Annotated in this window: 16 protein-coding genes; 1 reads left to right on the top strand and 15 read right to left on the bottom strand. The window is 43.3% G+C overall.

All coding sequences use genetic code 11. The annotated features are described in order from the left end of the window. Positions 1–6: 6 nt before the first annotated feature. The 15 genes from FXV77_RS22025 to rsgA form a co-directional block, all read right to left on the bottom strand. The gene (locus tag FXV77_RS22025) at positions 7–183 is read right to left on the bottom strand and encodes a hypothetical protein (RefSeq protein ID WP_187444032.1); all 177 of its coding nucleotides are present in this window, start codon (positions 181–183) and stop codon (positions 7–9) included. A 48-nt stretch (positions 184–231) separates the two neighbouring features. After that, complete coding sequence (locus tag FXV77_RS06510) at positions 232–2,097, bottom strand: acyltransferase family protein (RefSeq protein WP_148918414.1); 1,866 nt, start codon at positions 2,095–2,097, stop codon at positions 232–234. Continuing rightward, positions 2,094–2,963 (bottom strand): glucose-1-phosphate thymidylyltransferase RfbA, encoded by an 870-nt coding sequence (gene rfbA / locus FXV77_RS06505; RefSeq protein ID WP_148918413.1) that lies wholly within the window; start codon positions 2,961–2,963, stop codon positions 2,094–2,096. Before rfbA ends, FXV77_RS06510 begins: the two co-directional genes overlap by 4 nt. Next, the gene (gene rfbD / locus FXV77_RS06500; RefSeq protein ID WP_148918412.1) at positions 2,960–3,853 is read right to left on the bottom strand and encodes a dTDP-4-dehydrorhamnose reductase; all 894 of its coding nucleotides are present in this window, start codon (positions 3,851–3,853) and stop codon (positions 2,960–2,962) included. Before rfbD ends, rfbA begins: the two co-directional genes overlap by 4 nt. A 12-nt stretch (positions 3,854–3,865) precedes the next feature. Beyond that, on the bottom strand, positions 3,866–4,402 hold the full coding sequence (rfbC, locus tag FXV77_RS06495) for a dTDP-4-dehydrorhamnose 3,5-epimerase (protein ID WP_148918411.1): 537 nt from the start codon (positions 4,400–4,402) through the stop codon (positions 3,866–3,868). Positions 4,403–4,413: 11 nt separating this feature from the next. Further along, positions 4,414–5,472, bottom strand: a complete 1,059-nt coding sequence (rfbB, locus tag FXV77_RS06490) for a dTDP-glucose 4,6-dehydratase (protein WP_148918410.1) — start codon at positions 5,470–5,472, stop codon at positions 4,414–4,416. A gap of 44 nt (positions 5,473–5,516) precedes the next feature. Beyond that, positions 5,517–6,299: a tyrosine-protein phosphatase gene (locus FXV77_RS06485; protein ID WP_246162316.1), complete on the bottom strand. Its 783-nt coding sequence runs from the start codon at positions 6,297–6,299 to the stop codon at positions 5,517–5,519. Positions 6,300–6,427: 128 nt separating this feature from the next. After that, the gene (locus FXV77_RS06480) at positions 6,428–7,420 is read right to left on the bottom strand and encodes a mannose-1-phosphate guanylyltransferase (RefSeq protein WP_148918409.1); all 993 of its coding nucleotides are present in this window, start codon (positions 7,418–7,420) and stop codon (positions 6,428–6,430) included. A 4-nt stretch (positions 7,421–7,424) separates the two neighbouring features. Beyond that, a complete protein-coding gene (locus tag FXV77_RS06475; protein ID WP_148918408.1) occupies positions 7,425–7,973 on the bottom strand; it encodes a 3'-5' exonuclease in 549 nt (182 codons plus the stop codon). A gap of 86 nt (positions 7,974–8,059) precedes the next feature. Further along, complete coding sequence (locus tag FXV77_RS06470) at positions 8,060–9,340, bottom strand: replication-associated recombination protein A (RefSeq protein ID WP_148918407.1); 1,281 nt, start codon at positions 9,338–9,340, stop codon at positions 8,060–8,062. A gap of 55 nt (positions 9,341–9,395) precedes the next feature. After that, positions 9,396–11,852, bottom strand: coding sequence for a YfhO family protein (locus tag FXV77_RS06465; RefSeq protein WP_148918406.1), 2,457 nt, complete (start codon positions 11,850–11,852; stop codon positions 9,396–9,398). Between the two features lie 96 nt (positions 11,853–11,948). Next, positions 11,949–12,635 carry a potassium channel family protein gene (locus FXV77_RS06460; RefSeq protein ID WP_148918405.1) on the bottom strand — a complete coding sequence of 229 codons (687 nt, stop codon included), beginning with the start codon at positions 12,633–12,635 and terminating at the stop codon, positions 11,949–11,951. Continuing rightward, positions 12,635–14,413, bottom strand: coding sequence for a TrkH family potassium uptake protein (locus FXV77_RS06455; RefSeq protein ID WP_246162314.1), 1,779 nt, complete (start codon positions 14,411–14,413; stop codon positions 12,635–12,637). Before FXV77_RS06455 ends, FXV77_RS06460 begins: the two co-directional genes overlap by 1 nt. Before the next feature lie 37 nt (positions 14,414–14,450). After that, positions 14,451–16,238, bottom strand: a complete 1,788-nt coding sequence (locus FXV77_RS06450) for an AsmA family protein (protein ID WP_148918404.1) — start codon at positions 16,236–16,238, stop codon at positions 14,451–14,453. Between the two features lie 88 nt (positions 16,239–16,326). Then, positions 16,327–17,247 (bottom strand): ribosome small subunit-dependent GTPase A, encoded by a 921-nt coding sequence (gene rsgA / locus FXV77_RS06445; RefSeq protein WP_148918403.1) that lies wholly within the window; start codon positions 17,245–17,247, stop codon positions 16,327–16,329. An 87-nt stretch (positions 17,248–17,334) separates the two neighbouring features. On the opposite strand from rsgA, the gene polA reads away from it, so the two are divergent. Beyond that, positions 17,335–20,136 carry a DNA polymerase I gene (gene polA / locus FXV77_RS06440; RefSeq protein ID WP_148918701.1) on the top strand — a complete coding sequence of 934 codons (2,802 nt, stop codon included), beginning with the start codon at positions 17,335–17,337 and terminating at the stop codon, positions 20,134–20,136. Position 20,137 lies beyond the last annotated feature (1 nt).

The raw sequence follows: 20,137 nt of genomic DNA, 5'->3' as shown, positions 1-20,137 counted from the left end.
CACGCTTTACCGCTTCCCTCCGCCCATTACTTTCACCAAAATCCAGATAATAACGGCGATGACCAGTCCGACTATTAAAAACCCCGTCCACATGCCGGCTTTGAAAATCCCTTCAATAACAGAACAGCTGCTTAACAGCATAGCGCTTAAGGATAATATTGAAATTTGTGAAAACCTTCCCATAATAATTGTTTTAATACAAGAACAAACCTCGTATTAAAAAGTTGCGCTTTACTTCAAGAATATTTTTTCCTCCAAGATATCCCTGTACTGTTCTGTGCCATATATGGAAAAATGGTCGGCATCATACATATAGCTTTCTACTCCATTCGTACTGTGTAATGAAGGATGACGATATACATTAATATAACTATCGGCAATTTTTGATGTCTTCAGATAGTTGTCTGCGTCTGTTCGGTAGGTTTGTAGATAGTTTTCCGGATCGATCCCGAATTTTAAATGCAATGATTCCACAACAGGATATTCCACCGTATAGCTTTCGGTTTGTCCAATATATAGCACCGGAATATCCAGTTTCTCGAAATACGCCTCAATCGAATCGAGATAGTCTTCCACTTCACTTTTTCTATACCCGGCATAATTGGCAGACAGGATGACTTTATCAATCCGATGATGATGCACGGGAAGATAGTGTTCGTACATATAACGCATTAGGGCCGTTGGTCCGGCAAAAATAGGTTTCACATGAGGTGCTGGAAATACATCATCGCCTGTTGCTTGCAAGAGATTAACGTGGTTCGCTTTTGCCAGCTTCTGTAACGTGTGTGCAAACATGCCTGCATGACAATCGCCTAGCAAAAGATAGTTTGGCTGGGTCTCCGAAAATTGAAAGAGACGCGTCGTATCAAAGTCTTCAAACCTGGCACGCGATAGCAGGTGGGATTCGCCAAAACCATACTGTGCAGCGGCATCCTCCCGGGGGTAACGATAATGAAAAGCAGCAAGATTCGCCTCTTGTGTGTTCACAAAGAGTTTATGAAGAGGCAATTGCGTACCCATAAACATCGTCACGATGACGAGTGCAGCTGTCATTAACAACCATCTAGGTGCCCGTAGGAAACTGCTTTTTTCAACAAAATGATAAGATAATATGCCTAGGACAAAAGACAGAACAAGTACCAACAGGAGATATGATCCTTGCCGCGAAAGCGAGAAATAGGTACCCAGCACAATAAGCGGCCAATGCCACAAATACCAGGAATAAGAAATAGCTGCAACAAATTTTACAACAGGGAACCGGAATAATTGGAGGTTACTTTGTACTAAAATGAGTAATCCTGTTGCTATCACCGGAACCAAAGTCAATATAGATGGCCAGCCAAATGACCGCAGCCCAAACAAACCGGTAACCGACAGCAGCAATATCACGGTACAAATTACAGCAATACCGTTTCGTATACGCTGGGTGAGTAGCCGCCCGCAAGATTTTTCATGTAAAAAAACGATCCCTCCGGCAAGTAACTCCCAAGCCCGGGTATGGAACATATAGAAGGTGAACGATTGATTACGCTGTGCATAATAGAACAGGCAGCATAGTGACAGCAAACCCAAACCGTAAAGAAAATAGCCATCATACCGGGCATGATTACGTGTTAGCCGCCGCAGCCCAATAAGTAACAGCGGATATAAGACGTAAAATTGCCATTCGATGGATAATGACCACGTATGGAGTAAGAAATTTAGTTGAGAAGCGGGTTGAAAATAACCGGATGATAGGTAATAATAAATATTGGAAACGAAGATGCTGCTGGACAGGGCAAATCGACTAAAGTCGTATAGTTTTACGCCCAATACGAAGTATAGCAGAATAAAAAAGAAAATAATCAACACCAACAGGGCCGGCAGGATACGTATCAATCTACGCCGGTAGAAATCGATGAGATGGAATGCTCCTTGGTTCATCCGCTCCAGAATGATCTTGGTCATAAGGTAGCCGGATAACACAAAAAAGATATCGACACCGATATACCCGTCTTTAAAGTAGGGTAGGCCTAAGTGGTAAAAAACGACAGACACGATAGCCACGGCACGTAGAAACGCAATATCATATCGGAAAGTCATTTTTTTTGCTATCATGGTGAAGTCCGTGCTACTCGTTTCAGATATTCGCCATAACCGGATTTTACCAAAGGCTCTGCAAGCTGCAGCAATTGTACATGATCGATATATCCCATCCGGTAGGCAACCTCTTCGATAGCACCTATCTTCATCCCTTGCCGCTCTTCGATGACTTGAATAAACTGACCCGCCTGCATCAGTGATGTTATTGTTCCAGTATCCAACCAGGCTGTTCCTCGGTCGAACACCCCTACGCTAAGCTTGCCCCGGCGGAGATATTCTTTATTAATGTCGGTAATTTCCAACTCTCCTCGCGCAGAAGGTTTTATGTTTTTGGCGATGTTGATCACCTCATTATCATAAAAATAGATTCCTGGAACGGCATAGTTTGATTTGGGTATAGCGGGCTTTTCTTCGATGGATATCGCATTTTTTTGCGCATCGAATTCTACAACACCGTACCTTTCCGGATCCTGCACCGGATAGGCGAATACAACACCTCCATCCGGATCAGAACATCCTTGCAATAATTTGGACATTCCCGACCCATAAAAGATATTGTCGCCCAAGATAAGTGCCACCTTATCCTCACCGATAAACTCCTCTCCCAAAAGAAATGCTTGTGCAAGCCCATCTGGGCGGGGTTGTTCTTTATAGGAAATCTGACAGCCAAGTTGAGAACCATCTCCCAAAAGCTTCTGGAAATTTGGTAGATCTTGTGGCGTGGAGATGATGAGGATTTCGCTGATACCAGCCAACATAAGGGTAGAGAGGGGGTAATAGATCATCGGCTTATCGTATACAGGCATAAGTTGCTTGGATACAGCAAGTGTTAGCGGATGTAATCGTGTACCGGAACCTCCGGCCAATATAATACCTTTCATTTTATACGATCTATACATGTGGACAAACTTTCTTGCCATGAGGGCACTTTCACCCCAAATGTATCTTTAATTTTTGTTTTGTCCAATAGAGAATAGGCTGGGCGTTTGGCGGGAGTGGGGTATTGCGATGTCGAAATAGGGGATATATGGCAAGTTGCGCCAATCAGATCCCGGATAGCCACAGCAAAATCATACCACGATAGTTGGCCTTCATTGGAGTAGTGGTATATCCCGGGGTGCCAAGTAGCTGCTTTTATAATATCCACGATGGCTTGGGCAATGTCCCTGGCGTAGGTTGGTGAACCTATCTGATCATGAACTACGGACAACTCCTCCCGTTCATGCATCAGGCGGATCATTGTTTTAACAAAGTTATTGCCATAAGCAGCGTAGACCCAAGAGGTGCGTATGATAACGCTTTCGGGGGCCCATTTTTGTATAGCTTGTTCGCCTTTCCACTTCGTAAGCCCATATATGTTTAATGGTGCTGTGGCGGAATCCTCCGTTAGGGGCTCACTCGAATGGCCGTCAAAAACGTAGTCGGTGGAAATCGCGAGCAGCTTTGCACCGTGCAAGCGACAATATTGCGCGATCTCTTCTGTTGCCAGATGATTGACAGCATCTGCGAGTTCTGGTTCACTTTCCGCTTTGTCGACAGCTGTATATGCGGCAGCGTGGATAATGATATCGGGCTCATACATCCCCAGAATATCTTGGATAATCAACGTTTGTTCTAAAGGAAGTTGTTTTCTGTCCAGAAAGAATACCTCAAAATCTTCTTTTCCCAACAGTTCTTTGAGTTCTGACCCTACTTGTCCATTGGCTCCTGTTACAAGGATTCGCTGTTTGTAGCTCGTTGTTCCTGATTCGTTATTATGATGTAATGACATACGCGTTTCGCTTCACTTTTCCCAAAAAGGTAATATTTTGTCTTTCTCGGATATAATCAATTCATCCTGTGGGAGTTTCCAATCGATCGCCAATGTCGGATCGTCATAGCGTACGCCCCATTCTGCATCTTTATGGTAGAAATTATCACACTTATAAAAAAACGTCGCGGTATCGGAAAGTACAACAAAGCCGTGTAAAAAGCCCCTCGGAATAAATACTTGTAGATTATTTTCTGCCGACAGTTCGACGGTTTCGTACTGTCCTAAAGTAACCGAATCAGGACGTGCATCTACCATTACATCGAGGACACGCCCCTCCAATACACGCACAAGTTTCGCTTGCGCATGTTCGCCGCTTTGGGCGTGTAAACCGCGGAGCACGCCCTTTGCCGAAAAAGACTGGTTGTCTTGTACAAAACGTGTCTCTGCACCAGTCAGTTCCTGAAAGGTGTTTTCATTAAAACTTTCAAAGAAATACCCTCTCTTATCGCCAAGCTTTACGGGTTCTAAAATAAAGCATCCTTTGAGTTTTGTTTCTATTATTTTCATTTATTTATTTTTTACCCCTGTTTACCATATTGCTCCTCATAATATTTCTGATAACCTCCGGAGGTTACATTCTGCAACCATTCCCGGTTGCTCAAGAACCAATCAATAGTAAGGGAAAGTCCTTCTTCAAACGTAACCGATGGGGCATAACCTAATTCCGTATTGATTTTGGAAGCATCGATAGCGTAACGCAAATCGTGGCCGGGACGGTCTTTTACATACGTAATCAGTTGTTCCGACGTTTCTGAGGTTCTGCCGAGCTTTTCATCCATCTGTCTGCACAGTTCTCGGACAAGATCGATATTTTTCCATTCGTTGAACCCACCGATGTTGTAGGATTCGCCATTATTCCCTTCATGGAAAACCAAGTCTATCGCGCGGGCGTGATCCACCACGAACAGCCAATCGCGCGTGTATTTTCCGTTGCCATATATGGGTAATGGTTTATTATTTAACACATTAAGAATACAAAGGGGGATTAGTTTTTCGGGAAAATGATTGGGCCCGTAATTATTGGAACAGTTGGTAATAACGATAGGCAATCCGTAGGTATCATGGTAAGCACGTACAAAATGATCGGAAGAAGCCTTTGATGCTGAGTAAGGCGAATGTGGATCATACGGCGTGTGCTCCGTAAACAGTCCTGTTTCCCCTAACGTACCGTATACTTCGTCCGTTGATACATGATGGAAACGTTTGCCTTCTGTATTGTCTTTCCATGTTTCACGTGCAGCATTCAAAAGATTCACGGTACCGACCACATTGGTCATCACGAAATCGGTAGGTGCGACAATAGACCGATCCACATGGGATTCTGCCGCTAAATGGATGACACCATCGGGCTGATAGGTCTTAAATAATGCCAATATACCTTCCGCATCGCGGATATCTTGTTTGATAAAGGTATAATTAGGCTTTCTCTCCACGTCTTTCAAGTTTTCCAAATTACCAGCATAGGTCAGCGCATCAATATTGACAATCTGGTAATCGGTATACTTGTTAACAAATTCACGAACCACATGAGAGCCGATAAAACCGGCTCCGCCTGTAATCAAAATTGTCTTATTCATGATTCAAAGTTACTTCTTTTCTCTTTCGCGGAGAAAAAGAACAACTAAATAGCAAGCTTTTGGCTATCCTCGAATATAGTGGCGTTTTTTATAGGATTGTTTTTTAACAAATCGAAGGTATCATATTTAGCCGCCACCATTTTAAGTGCGTGAAGGTGTTTATCGTGATGCATATCTGTTCCGACCAAATCATACATTCCTGATTTTACCAGGGTAAGTGCTATTGATTTAACGGGCTCCCCATAGTATCTGGAAATGGACAGCAGATTAAGCTGCAATAAGCAACCTGCATCTTTAATCTCTTTATATACTTTAAAATTCTGGTGATAGTAATTATAGCGCTCGGGATGTGCCAAGATGGGTTGGTAACCTTTTTCCTGAATATCTTTAATCGTCTGAAAAAGCGCCTTGGATTCTGCCAGATAAGACATTTCGATCAGCATATGCCTATTCGGTAAGGGGCAGAGGTTCTCGCTCTGAATCCAGGTTTCCAGCTGATCATCAATCATATATTCAGCAGCATATTGAAGATCGAACTTAATCCCCTGATCGGTAAGCGCTTGTTTTAGCTTTGCATGGGCGTCCTTAATAGTGGTCGGTGTATTGTCGTGCACGCCGTGCATGATGTGTGGCGTCGATATACATTTATGAATCCCCAATTCCTTTAATCCTTGAACGAGTTTCAAGGATTGTTCTAGGTCTGGACTACCGTCATCAATACCGGGTAACACATGGTTATGCATGTCTACCCCGATCCATGCTAATTTTCCGATAGCCTCATTTTGCTTTGTATTACGTTTAAATAAGTTTTTCCAAAAAGACATCATTAATAATTTTGTATTAGCTATTCCCCGTTTTTATTCCCCCTCTACATATTACGTAACAATAATACAGCCAATATTGTAGACAGGAAACGATGATTGTCGTGAAAACGCTACTATTAATTAAAAAATTGTTAAATTAACGGAGAATTTTCTTTTTCCAGTAGCTCATAAACATGTTTTACATCTTGTGAAAAAGCTTTGTCCATGACCAAAACGGCGTCTGCTGTATTGACCACTACACAGTTTTGTAGACCTAAGAATACAGTATGTTTGTTGTTTTCGCCAATAACGATATTCCCTTGCTCATCTTTCGGGTGCCCTTTAGAAATAAGGTAATCGTATAGCGAATCAAAAGAGCCCATATCCGACCAATGGAAGAATGAAGGCACTACTTTGATGCTGTCGCTACGCTCCATAATAGCGTAGTCAACGCTTTTTGATGGTATCTTAAGGGAAAGCTCTTCGTCCAAAACACCTTGTTCTGCTGCCTCAAAAGCAGCCTTTGAGGCAGTATATATTTTGGGGTCAAAACGTTCTAGCTCCTGCAGATAGGTCGATGCCTTAAAACAGAATATTCCGGAATTCCACAAGAAGTTGCCACTTTTTAGGAAATCTTTTGCTGTTTCGTAGTTGGGTTTCTCCCGAAAGGATAGCACCTCATTTCCTTCGGATTCAATATAGCCATAGCCCGTTTCTGGCCGTGTAGGGTTTATCCCAAAAGTGACAAGGCTATCATCTTTTGCAAACTCTATACCGCGCTTGATGGCCTGCATATACTGTTCTTCTCCTTCGATAAGGTGATCCGACGGGGTAACGATCAAGATATCATCAGGATCACGAGATAGCGCAGCGAACGCTATGGCCGCAGCGGTATTTCGTGGAACTGTCTCCACGATAATATCGTGTGAAATAGCTTTTAAATCTTCCTTTGCTAAATCGATATTTTGCACAGAACCTACCAAAACCACGTGTCCACACACGGGTTGGTTTCTCTCAATCGTAAGCTTAAATAAGGATTTTTCGTTAAAAATAGGCAAATATTGCTTCGGTTTCGACTTGCGTGATAAAGGCCACAGCCTAGAGCCTATTCCACCAGATAAAATGACGTTTACTATTTTTCCCATAACTTTAAATCTCAGTTCCCTCTTGCGTTTGAAAATGTTTTTCTATCAAAGCGTTCGTAATCTGATCACGCTTAAGATAAAGCTGAGCACTCGCCATGGCATCCGATAACGGGTCATGGTGGTTCAGCTCGATACCCATGATACGGCAACAGATACTCAGTTTTGTTCGCTTAAATCCTTTTGATCTGTATATTTCACTCGTACATTCCCAAGTTGGTGAAAGCTGCAAGGTATTATAATCCAGGTTGTACAATCCCATCGTTTTTATAAGAACCTCCCTATCAAACTTCTCATTGTGCGCCACCATTCGACTGCCCTGGAGATAGTGCTCTATCGTGGGGAAAAGCTCTAAAAATGTTGGTGCGGTTAACGTATCTTTCGGTTTGATACCGTGTACACGGGTCGTCTGCCACATGTATTGGTTTTTTGGGGGGCGTACCAGACTATGGAATTGCTCCACAATCTGATTGTTTTCCACCTTTACAATACCGACAGCACACACACTGGTATAAGCTGCGGTAGCGAGTTCAAAATCTATTGCCGTAAAGGTCATTAATTCAATATTAAATTAACTTTATTTTTAAAACTCTACAAAGATAACCATTCTCTTTTTCTTTTTTTCTGGACAAAAAAGGAAAATCAGTAACGATAGCGCTCCCGCCATTTGCTGCGAAGGGATTCTCTGATTTTATTTTCGGAAGCGTTGTTTCCGGGATCGTAAAGCAGGGTACCGCTCAGCTTATCGGGGAAGAACTCTTGCTCTACAAAATTACCGGGATAGGCGTGCGCGTATTTGTATGCTGTACCATAATCCAATTCTTTCATGAGCTTCGTGGGTGCATTCCGAAGGTGTAAGGGCACCGGAAGATCACCAGTTTGTTTAACAAGTGCCTGTGCTTTACCAATGGCTTCATAGGACGCGTTACTCTTTGCCGAAGAGGCTAGATAGGTAACTGCCTGAGCCAAGATGATACGAGATTCCGGCCAACCGATCACGTTGACGGCCTGAAAGCAGTTGTTTGCTAACAATAACGCATTAGGATTCGCGTTGCCTATATCTTCAGAAGCCAAAATGAGTAACCGCCGGGCAATAAAGGAAGGGTCTTCTCCGCCCTCTATCATCCGTGCCAGCCAATATACCGCAGCGTTCGGATCGCTCCCCCGGATAGACTTGATAAAAGCAGAAATAATATCGTAATGTTGTTCCCCCGTCTTATCATACAACGCCATATTCTGTTGAACTTGCTTAAGTACAAACGCATTGGTAACGGGTTGTTTTTGGGCATGCGCTGCCTGAACCACCAATTCAAATACATTGAGCAACTTGCGGGCGTCTCCGCCAGAAAGCCGAAACAAAGCTTCATATTCTTCTATTTGTACGGGATGCTCCTGTAGGTAGCTATCTCGTTCGATGGCTTGTTTTAAAATAGCCGTCAATTCCTGTTCGGAAAGATGTTCAAGTACATACACCTGGCAACGGGAAAGCAACGCAGAAATCACCTCAAATGAGGGGTTTTCCGTTGTAGCGCCTATAAGCGTCACCAATCCTCGCTCTACGGCACCCAAAAGGGAGTCTTGTTGGGATTTGGAAAATCGATGAATTTCATCGATAAATAGAATGGGTTGTTCTTGATTGAACTGATAGATTTTATCCGCCTTATCAATCACTTCCCGAATATCCTTGACACCCGATTGGATGGCACTTAACGAAAAAAATGGACGTCCCAGTTCCCGAGCGATAAGCAACGCCAGACTTGTTTTGCCAACGCCCGGCGGTCCCCAAAAGATCATCGAAGGTATATTTTTCTGCTCAACGGCGTTACGGAGTACAGCGCCTTCGCCTATAATATGGTGTTGCCCGATATAATCGGCAAGACCCTTTGGGCGCATCCGTTCTGCTAAAGGTATCGATGTTGCCATAAGGCAAATATACTAATTGTTTTAGTATTTCCCGTGATGCGTAACAAGTTACGGGTTACGCGTTACGCCTCCCCCGCCAGATGGCCAAGCAAAGGCCCAAGACCAAAATAATAGATGCTATCAATGAAACAACATTGCTGATCTGCATTGTTTTGGGAGCAAAAATAAAGTCGATGGTATGATTTCCGCCCGGTACTTGCAATGCCCGAAGAATATAGTCCGCACGAACAATAGGCACTTCTTCTCCATCGATATAGGCTTTCCAGCCCTTATCGTAAAATACCTCAGAAAAGACGGCAAAAGCATCCGTAGGTGATGTATACTCGTATTTAAGTGTGTCCGGATGATAAGACACCAACTTGATTTCTGCATTTTCTGATTTTCCCAGACGGGCAGTATTCAGTACGTTCTTAAATTCTTCATGCACGAACGCCTCTTTTTGCGGATCGAAGCTGCTGATCGCCTGCATCTCCTGCGCATTGCTGTTTACGAACGTTACTCTATCGACAAACCAAGCATTGCCGGCCGCAGTACTTCTGCGTTTAATCTGCTCCGCATTGTTTTCCCGGTTTTGGGTAATCAAATAACGTACGTTGAACATATCCAGCACGTCCTCGTTAACGGCACCGTTAAATTGATGCTCCAATACCTCCTGGAACCGCATCAGTTTAGCGGCGTGGTATCCGCCCAAACTCTTGTGGTAAAACGATGTCCGTGCATCGGAAAACGGATTGGCTGTTAAATCTAACACCCGGTAGCTCAAATCTTTATCTAACCGAATCAACTGATCGACTTCCCGCTCGGGAATTCGGGTATTGGAAGTGCGCTCATCCACAAAGGAATCATTGTTGAGATAGCGTTTATCTACCGACCACAAATCGGCGAGGATAACAATACCTAATATACCCACAAAAAGAGGCATGCTTAATTTCTTCTTGATATAAAACCATACCAATCCAAATGCAAGCAGGACAATGAAAAATGAACGATATGCATCTGCTGTAGCAAGCGACGCCCGATCTTTTACCAACGCAGCAGCCACTTGTCCAGCGGCATTCTTATCACCGAACGCTTGTTCCAAAGAGGAAACCAATTGTTGGTGTTGGGAGTTTCTGAAATCCAAAAATAGACTCGGCATAAACGCGATCAAAAGACAGACCCCACCCACCCCAATAAAGGTGTATAGTACTTTCTTATCCAGATTAGAAATCTGGTCGGCACGCGTAAACAATTCGTTTACCGCTAAAATCGCCAATATGGGGATTAAGATCGCCGGAATAACCAAAATGGACTCGACCGCCCTAAATTTATTATACATCGGAAAGTAGTCGAAAAACAAATCGGAAATCAACGGGAAGTGACGCCCGAATGCTAAAAGAATGGTCAGTATCGTGGCAGTAAGAATCCACCATTTGATTTTATCTTTGACAATAACCAATCCTAGAATAAATAGGAATATGACGGCGGCTCCAAAATACCACGGCCCGGAGGTAAACATCTTCTCTCCCCAATAGGTTGGTAATTGATTGGCAAACTGCGTTGCCTGCATTTCCGGAACACCAAGCCCCGTCATGGTTTTTACCACTTCGGACTTACCATCCAGCACCCCGCCCGTACGTCCTCCATAAGCATTCGGAATCAAGAACGTAATGTTTTCCCCTACACCCTGACTCCATTCGTAAGCATATTGTTTGTCGAGACCGGCAGACTTCCCACTGTTATCATCTACTTTCTGGATATTGGCCTTGCCTCGTATGGTTAGCTGGCTATACTCGTAGGTAGGAAACAAGACCGATGCGTTCACCAATACTGCGACCAGCACCGCTCCCACCTGTAAGGCCGATGCCTGCAAAAAGGGTTTCCATTGCTTGTTCCGAATAGTATAATAAAGCTCGAATCCTACCAGTACCAATAACGCGATAAACAGATAATAGGTCATTTGGATGTGGTTCGACCTAATCTCCAGCGCAAGAAAGAGCGTGAGCAACACCGGCCCCCAAAGCCTGCTCCCGCGATAGCACAACAATATAGCACCAATAATCGGAGGTAAATAGGCGATAGCATACGCTTTATTGAGATGGCCTGCTTCGATATAAATAAAATTGTAGGATGTAAATGCTAATGCAACGGCTCCAACGGCCGCCAGCCATGGTTTTATGCGTAGTACAGAAAACAGAAAATAACCGCCCAAAAGATATAACAGGACAATGTCTGTAGGAGCAGGAAAAATGGCATTAATACCTTTGTTAATGTAAGACGTTATGTTATTGGCATGTTCATACCATATCTGATAGGTGGGCATACCACCAAACATCGAGTTTGTCCAGTTGGGAGCACGCCCGTCCTTTGCTTTGTAATCAAAAAGCTCTTTTTGACTGCCTACGGCCTGAACTACATCGGATTGAACCAACATTTTACCTCCAAAAATCGGTGAGAAATAAAAAAACACCAAGGCGATAAATATCGCCAGGATGATAAGGTGTGTTGAATTCTCCTTAAACCACTGTTTCATATAGTATTGTTATCTTATGTCTTTAATCCTTAGTCTTTGATCCTATCAAATGGCATCAAGGCCAAAAATATATAAATAATTGGAATCCTAAGGCTATTAATCCGTTTTTTGTATCAGACGTTGAATGTTGGAGAGCTCTCCGAATAGCACAAGCAGGTCTCCTTCGTCCAATCTCGTTTCCGATCTGGCGATGCCGGAAGCTTCGTTGCGAAGCACGGTCTTTCCATCTATTTTCTCTTCGTAAGATTTTACAGTTGTCAAGACGATAACTTTATATTGGTTGGTAAGATCCGCTTCTTTTAAGGTCATCCCTACATATTTGGAAGGAACACGTGTTTCCACAATACTGTATCGATCTGATATCTTGAAGGAGTCAATAATGTCCACATTATCCAGGCGCAGCGCTAACCGTTCTGCAGCTTCTTCTTCCGGCATGATATAATCTTCTATCTGCATTGCCTCGAGCACGGTTTTCTGCAAATCAGAAACCACGCGCCCGATGATCCGTTTTACGTTCAGTTGTTTCAACAAAGCCGTTGTCAATAAGGAAGCCCCTTCGTCTTCTCCTATGGCCACAATTACCGCATGGGAATCCTTTAGCGGAAGAGAAGTCATGGCTTCTCTATCCGTCGTATCCATACATACCGTGTGGGTGATGCGATCTTTCAGCTGTTCTACAATAGTCAGCTTTTTATCGACTGCAATAACCTCATGGCCTAACTCCGTTAAGTGTATTGCCAATGATTTTCCAAAGTGCCCGAGACCTAAAACAATATACTTCATTAAAATAAAATCTTTTCTGTAGGATAAATATAGCTTTTGTTTCTGGTGTTCTTAATAAAAGCAACCAATAAAGTTAATGTGCCGACCCGTCCGACGAACATGGTTCCTGCCACAATTATCTTGCCCGTTGCCGATAAAGAGGGCGTAATGCCCAAGCTCAGTCCGCAGGTGGAATAGGCTGACACAACTTCAAAAAGAAGCGCTTTCATCTGTTGTTGGGGATCCGTGAAATTCATCAATACAAAACTCAGCGTAATCGTGAGTACAGAAAGCACGATGATTGCAAAGGCCTTATTGACGGACTCTACCGCTATTCGGCGTTTGTAAATCTCAATGGATTCCTTGCCACGTGCCAAAGCGATAATATTCATGATGGCTAAGGCTACTGTCGTAATCTTTACACCGCCCCCCGTTGAACCCGGAGATGCCCCCATCCACATCAACGTGACCATCATAATTAACGTGGGGGTAGCCAAAAAATCGATATTCACATTGTCAAACCCGGCCGTCCGTGAAGAATTCGCCATAAAAAACGAAGTGACCCAGTCTCCAAGAAATGATGGGTCGTCTGCTAGGGTATGCCGTTGTTCCAGAATATAATATGATATTGTAGCCAATACCAGAACGATGGCATTACACAGCAGGATAAAACGGGTGTTGAACGAAAATGCACGTGGCTTGTGGATGTATGGCCGGCGCAGAATTAGTTTATGCAGCAGCTGTTTTGCCTTCTGTTTTAAAAAAGTGTAAAAATTATACACGGTACCAAATCCTAATCCGCCCAATATAAAGGAGCAGGTGATGGCTAGTTGAAAACCGTAATTGAAACGATAGATATCCTGCCCCATACCTTCTGGCAAAATAGTAAATCCAGCGTTACAGAACGATGAGATGGCGTGGAAAGCGGAGAAAAATATACGCTCGCCCATAGATCCAAACTGTGTTGCGTCTAACGAAAAGAAAATAAAAACGCCGCCAATCAGTTCAAAAAAAAGCGTAATAAAGATAATGGTAAGTAGGGTCGAGATGACAGAATTCAGTTTATTCTCTCCTAATATTTCGCCAAACATCAGTTGGTTTTTATAGGAAAATCCACCCGAGAAAAAATAACCGAAAAAGCCGGTGAATGTCATGATGCCCAGTCCACCGATCTGAATGAGCAACATGATGACGCTCTGTCCGAAAACGGAGAAGTTCGTGGATATATCGGTTACCGTAAGCCCGGTGATGCATACGGCGCTCGTGGCCATAAAAAGCGCATCCACAAAACTCAACGGGGCAACGAGCGTGGTACGGGGCAACATCAATAATACGGTTCCCAGCAGGATCAGCGCGAGAAAGCTGATAACGAATAGAATCGTGGGGTTGAAATAGAAGTTGTCGAAAAAGAGGCTATTACGGGATAGCTCCGATAGGAAAACCAATGCAATGCCCAGATATACCCATTCCATTTTAGTAAAGTATTCCCCACCTGCCAGCCGGGAAATACTAATAATAAAGAAATAAACCAGCAGCACCAGACCGGAAATATGGGACACGTTGATTTTCCGCTCCGCTAGGATAGACGCGACCGTCCGAAGCGTGCCTAGTACGAAGAGGAAATAGAACATCCCGATGACGGTGTCTTCCGAAGTTTCCGCGAGTTGTTTGTCGGTGATGTAGCCGATATGGGCGAGGGTCATTAGGGCACATACCATGCTCAGATAGAACATCGTACGGTCCACTAATTTGTTTCTATATTTTAATAAAAATTTTAAAAATCCGATGATTGCATCCATTCTTGAAAGTTGTTCTCCTTCTTAACCCCTCTCCGTCCTATTTCTCTTTCTTTTTGAATAAACCTCTAATGAATCCTTTTGTTTGTTGTGATGTTTCCTTTGTTCGCTCCACGGTTTCTTTTGCCACTTCCGCCCGCTCTTTCCATTTTTCCTCACGCTCTTTGCTTATTCCAGCTGTTTGTTTGATTCCGTCCAGCAAACTCTGCCACAAATTCTTGAAGAATGTATGTTCTGGAACGCGACGATGATCCACTTTTCCAATATGGTATTTCTCATTTGCATCAGGATTACTATCGTTTATAATGAGCTGATTAACCAGAAACGACGCAATTTTTAGTGAGCTTTTCTTTCTTTGTTGACCCGGTTCAGCTTTTAAATCGATCTTAAGGTTATCGTAATCGAAACGGAAGTCGCCGCGGCTACGGTAGTCTGTTCCGCTGATGTCAAAACGGATGCCACGTATATTGCCCGATCTGATCCCGACATTCAATAATGGATCTAGGATACGGTTGAATGCTGACGCATTCATACGCCCAAGTGTACCATGGTAACTATGTTCGCCAGTTTTACTCAACATATCAAAAGTGAACCTGGCATGCAGGTTGCCTTGGTCCATGACCTTTGCCCGCAAATCAGCTCGCATATATTTATCTTGCGATAAGATTAATGTGTCGTTCGTCACGTTAGTCAATGTACCTGTTGCTCCATTAAAACTGATTTCACCCTCGCGGTGGTATTTACCACTCATTTCGCCATACACCACATCTACATTTTTCACAAAGACAGTGTCTACCTGAATCAATTTTTTAACCCGCATCAATTTTTGGTGAGGAGCTTGCCCTATTTGGTTAACGGGTTGCTTCGGGTATCGTTTGTCTCCATATAACTTCGCATACCCATTTTTTATGTGTGCTCGACGCGCTATTGTATACTGTTTTTCAATCAATTGCTTAAAATCCAGCTTCTCCATGTAGAGCGTGTCAAAATGCAAATCGGCACGTGTTACATTCTTACCATGCTTCTTATAAAAAGTAGTTTTATCCAACACCGGCTTGTAATCCACGTTGGTTAGCAAGAGGGTTTGTTCCTGTGTATTGATTTTCAGCATATCAAATTTCGCCATGTAAAATCCATTCGAAAACTTATATTCAAAGCCGGGTATAATAGCTTCGATTAGTTTCGTGTAATAAAGACGAGCGGTATCTGTCTGCGCTTTTTCATCAATCAAAATATCTTCCACACGGATTTGAACACTATCTAGGCCAAAGTCTGTCGATTGGCCATCTACTAGTTTAGAATATTTAAATGCGGCATTCTGCATATCAATGCCCCCGATATTCACCGAATTAAAGACTTCTTTTACACTTTCGTATAAGCTTTTTTTAGGTTTCTCAACCGAGACGGTATCGTTATAGGCGTGGTATTTATTTGTCAGATGAATACGGGGATCGGTTAAATCAATGGATTTGATGTTCAGCTCTCTATTGCGGAGTACATTCAAAATACCAAAGCGCTTTACTTTCAGTTCCTTGATCTCGATACCGTAAAGATTATCCGGTGCTAGTTCGGCATCTTCCATACGGGCGTATACTTGTGTATCTGCTTTTAGGATCACATTTTTAAGGGTTAGATTCCCCAACGCAATGCTCATGTTGAGGTCTTCATAAGTCAAACTGTATAGACTATCTGTCGAATTTTTGACCAGTTCTTTTAATTTCTCTTCAACTATAGGTTTCCAGTTACGGGATAAATACCAAGATATCCCCGCTAAAGCCACGACAATCAATACCAGAATGCCGATGACCCATTTCCAGATTGGTTTCATATGTGATTCTTAAATTATGCTCACTAATTACTTTCTAAGAACAACTTAGTCTCTATTTATGTTTTGGTTATGCTTTTCTTTTGCTTTTTTAATTCCGAGTGTCTTGATTATGATAGATACTTAAATAACTGTCGTACCGGGAGGATTCGATCTCTCCTTTTTCAACGGCATCAAGAACAACACACCCAGGTTCGTTAATATGTCGACAATTATGAAAACGACATTTATTTAAACGGGCACGCATTTCCGGAAAAAAATGGGCCAATTCCGCTTTTTCAATATCGACTATACCAAGTTCCCGTATACCGGGCGTATCAATCAGTTTTCCGCCAAAGGAAAGGTCTATCATTTCAGCAAAAGTTGTGGTATGTTTTCCTTTATCAGACCAGTCTGATATTTCACCTGTTTTTAAATCAACAGATGGCTCTATAGCATTGATGAGCGTCGATTTTCCAACACCGGAATGGCCGGAGACCAACGTGATCTTATCTTTCAACAAGAGGCGCACTTCCGCTATGTTTGTCTTTTCCCTAGCCGATGTGGCATAGCAGGGATAACCGATATGCGCATACATGGCCATGTAATCTTCCAATATTTCCAATCCTTCTTCGGAAAACAAGTCCAGTTTATTGAAAACTAAAACGGCCGGGATATCATAGGCTTCCGCGGTCACTAAAAAACGATCAATGAAGCCAAGGGAAGTAGGGGGTGACGCCAACGTAACAACGAGCAAGGCTTGGTCGAGATTGGCTCCGATAATCTGAGCTTGTTTCGAAAGGTTTATGGACCTGCGGATGATATAATTTTTACGAGGTTCGAGGGCTGTGATAACGGCGCTATCTTGATCTGGCTCATATTCATAATCCACCCAATCGCCTACAGCAATGGGGTTGGTGGTCTGGATTCCTTTAATACGGAATTTACCCTTGATACGGCATTGTATACGCTTACCCTCTTCGTTCTCCACCAAGTACCAACTTCCCGTTGATTTCGTTACTAAGCCGCGCATATTTATAAAATATGTTTAGATATGATCATATAACAAAAGTAGGTTTTCTTTTTGCGGAAAAAAAAGAAAACCTACTTTTGTTATATGGTGAAAAAATTATTTCTGCTAGATGGCATGGCCTTGATATATAGGGCTTACTTCGCGTTGAGCAAAGTGCCTCGCTTGACTTCCTACGGACTGAATACAGGCGCTATTATGGGCTTTACCAATACCTTATTGGAAGTTTTGAAGAACCAAAGGCCTACGCATATTGCAGTGGTATTCGACACAGAGGCGCCTACGAATCGGCATCTTGAATTCGAGGCCTATAAAGCACAACGGGAAGCTATGCCGGAAGATCTGGCGAAATCTATTCCTTATATCTTCCGTCTTATCGAGGGATTCAATATTCCCATTATTACGAGAGATGGTTATGAAGCGGATGATATTATTGGAACGTTGGCAAAAAAAGCGGAAAGCGCGGGATTTACCGTCTATTGTATGACACCTGATAAAGATTTCGGGCAGTTGGTATCTGACCAAATATTTATTTACAAACCTGCCCGCATGGGCAACGGGGCAGAAGTTTTGGGGGTGCCTGAAATTTTGGAAAAATGGGAAATATCGGATGTATTACAAGTGATTGACATTCTCGGGCTCTGGGGTGATGCTGTAGATAATATCCCAGGGATTCCCGGTATAGGTGAAAAGACGGCAAAGAAACTCGTTCAACAATATGGTTCGATAGAAAACCTTATCGCAAATAGCCATGAACTGAAAGGTAAGCAACGGGAAAATGTAGAGAATTTCGCCGAACAGGGTCTTATATCGAAAAAACTAGCCACTATCTTACTGGATGTACCGGTAGAATTGGAGGAGAAGCTATTGGCAATAGAAGAGCCTGATCGAGAACAATTGGAGCCTCTTTTCGCCGAGCTGGAATTCCGGACACTAGGCAAAAGGGTATTTGGTGATGACTACAATATCGTGGAAAGTGCTGCCAAAAATCCGTCCGGTCAGATGGATTTATTTGCAACGGCTCAACCCGAACCGGCGGTAACCTCTGCCGTGGCACCTATAGAGCCAGTCGTGGCGGGTTTAAACATCCACAACACGCCACACGAATACCTTTTGGTGGACACCGAAGAAAAGCAACAAAACCTCGCTAAACAATTGGCTGCACTATCGAAATTTTGCTTCGATACAGAAACAACTTCCGTCGACGCGTTATCTGCCGATATCGTCGGCTTTTCTTTTTCTTTTGAAAAAGGCAAAGCTTATTACGTACCAACGCCGACGGACCATACCGTCGCTCAGGCTATCGTTAATATTTTTAAGGGTGTCTTTGAAGATCCGCGCATTGAAAAAGTAGGACAGAATCTAAAATACGATATTCTTTTATTATCTCGCTATGGGGTTCGTGTACAAGGCCCCCTATTTGACACGATGATAGCGCATTATCTCATCGATCCGGATACACGCCATAACATGGACGTTCTGGCGGAGAATTATTTGGGGTACACGCCGGTTTCGATCACGGAACTCATCGGTCCAAGAGGTAAAAAACAGGCTAACATGCGGGATGTTGCGGTAGAAAAAGTGGTGGAGTATGCGGGCGAAGACGCCGACATTACCTGGCAGCTACACGAGGTATTAAAGCCTTTGTTAGCGGAAACATATACCTTGCGCCTCGCGGAGGAAGTCGAATTTCCACTGATCTATGTCCTTGCTGAAATCGAAAAAAACGGTGTAAAAATCGACGTGAATACGTTAAAGACATTCTCCTTATTGCTCGATGAGGATATTAAGCGACTGGAACAAGTTATATACGAAAAAGCGGGCGTACAATTCAACATCGCGTCCCCAAAACAACTAGGCGAGGTACTCTTTGACAAATTGCACCTCGACCCTAAGGCCAAGAAAACCAAAACAGGCCAATACAAGACGGGCGAGGATGTGCTGCTGGCATTAGCGCACAAATCGGATATCGTAAAGGACATACTTGATTTCCGACAGCTACAAAAATTAAGATCGACCTACGTAGATGCCCTACCCGGACTAATCCATCCGGAAACAGGATTAATACATACATCTTATAACCAAGCCGTTGCGGCGACGGGAAGGTTAAGCTCTACAAACCCGAACCTACAGAACATTCCCATCCGGACAGAGAGGGGACGTGAGGTTCGGAAGGCGTTTATTCCACGAGAATCGGGGAATGTACTCTTATCTGCCGATTACTCTCAAATCGAGCTTCGCTTGATGGCATCGCTCAGTCAGGACAAAAATATGCTGGATGCCTTCGCCGCCGGACATGATATCCACCGAGCCACCGCTGCACGTGTTTATGGAATACCATTGGAAGAGGTAACCGCAGATCAGCGTCGAAATGCTAAAGCGGTCAACTTCGGGATTATATATGGACAGTCTGCTTTTGGTCTTTCACAAAGCCTTGGTATTCCACGAAAAGATGCCGCCGCCATTATCGAACAATATTTCTCCCAATATACCGGGATTCAAGAGTATATGCGAAAAGCCATCGAGTTTGCCAAAGAACATGGTTATGTGGAAACTATTTTAAAACGTAGACGTTATTTGAGGGACATCAATTCTGCAAACATGACGGTTCGAGGTTTCGCTGAACGAAATGCGATCAATGCGCCTATACAGGGCTCTGCAGCAGATTTGATAAAAATAGCCATGATCAATATTCAGCAGGACATCGTTGAAAAAGGGATAACCGGCAAAATGATTATGCAGGTACATGATGAATTGGTGTTTGATGTTCCGAAGGAAGAGGTGGAACAATTATCTTCCATCATTACAGAGCGCATGAAAAATGCCATCGAGCTACAGGTGCCCATTGAAGTAGAAGCAGGTATTGGTAACAATTGGTTGGAAGCACATTAAA

Origin of the sequence: Sphingobacterium phlebotomi (assembly GCF_008180195.1) — a bacterium.
Classification (GTDB): Bacteria; Bacteroidota; Bacteroidia; order Sphingobacteriales; family Sphingobacteriaceae; genus Sphingobacterium; species Sphingobacterium phlebotomi.
This window is presented reverse-complemented; position numbering and strand designations above follow the sequence as displayed.

What these genes read in the sequence shown, in the direction of transcription:
- rfbB (WP_148918410.1), bottom strand. Translation starts at nt 5,472, where the DNA reads ATGAATAAGACAATTTTGATTACAGGCGGAGCCGGTTTTATCGGCTCT.
- FXV77_RS06460 (WP_148918405.1), bottom strand. Translation starts at nt 12,635, where the DNA reads ATGAAGTATATTGTTTTAGGTCTCGGGCACTTTGGAAAATCATTGGCA.
- rfbA (WP_148918413.1), bottom strand. Translation starts at nt 2,963, where the DNA reads ATGAAAGGTATTATATTGGCCGGAGGTTCCGGTACACGATTACATCCG.
- rsgA (WP_148918403.1), bottom strand. Translation starts at nt 17,247, where the DNA reads ATGCGCGGCTTAGTAACGAAATCAACGGGAAGTTGGTACTTGGTGGAG.
- FXV77_RS06450 (WP_148918404.1), bottom strand. Translation starts at nt 16,238, where the DNA reads ATGAAACCAATCTGGAAATGGGTCATCGGCATTCTGGTATTGATTGTC.
- FXV77_RS06465 (WP_148918406.1), bottom strand. Translation starts at nt 11,852, where the DNA reads ATGAAACAGTGGTTTAAGGAGAATTCAACACACCTTATCATCCTGGCG.
- FXV77_RS06455 (WP_246162314.1), bottom strand. Translation starts at nt 14,413, where the DNA reads ATGGATGCAATCATCGGATTTTTAAAATTTTTATTAAAATATAGAAAC.
- FXV77_RS06480 (WP_148918409.1), bottom strand. Translation starts at nt 7,420, where the DNA reads ATGGGAAAAATAGTAAACGTCATTTTATCTGGTGGAATAGGCTCTAGG.
- rfbD (WP_148918412.1), bottom strand. Translation starts at nt 3,853, where the DNA reads ATGTCATTACATCATAATAACGAATCAGGAACAACGAGCTACAAACAG.
- rfbC (WP_148918411.1), bottom strand. Translation starts at nt 4,402, where the DNA reads ATGAAAATAATAGAAACAAAACTCAAAGGATGCTTTATTTTAGAACCC.
- FXV77_RS06485 (WP_246162316.1), bottom strand. Translation starts at nt 6,299, where the DNA reads ATGATGTCTTTTTGGAAAAACTTATTTAAACGTAATACAAAGCAAAAT.
- FXV77_RS22025 (WP_187444032.1), bottom strand. Translation starts at nt 183, where the DNA reads ATGGGAAGGTTTTCACAAATTTCAATATTATCCTTAAGCGCTATGCTG.
- FXV77_RS06470 (WP_148918407.1), bottom strand. Translation starts at nt 9,340, where the DNA reads ATGGCAACATCGATACCTTTAGCAGAACGGATGCGCCCAAAGGGTCTT.
- FXV77_RS06475 (WP_148918408.1), bottom strand. Translation starts at nt 7,973, where the DNA reads ATGACCTTTACGGCAATAGATTTTGAACTCGCTACCGCAGCTTATACC.
- FXV77_RS06510 (WP_148918414.1), bottom strand. Translation starts at nt 2,097, where the DNA reads ATGATAGCAAAAAAAATGACTTTCCGATATGATATTGCGTTTCTACGT.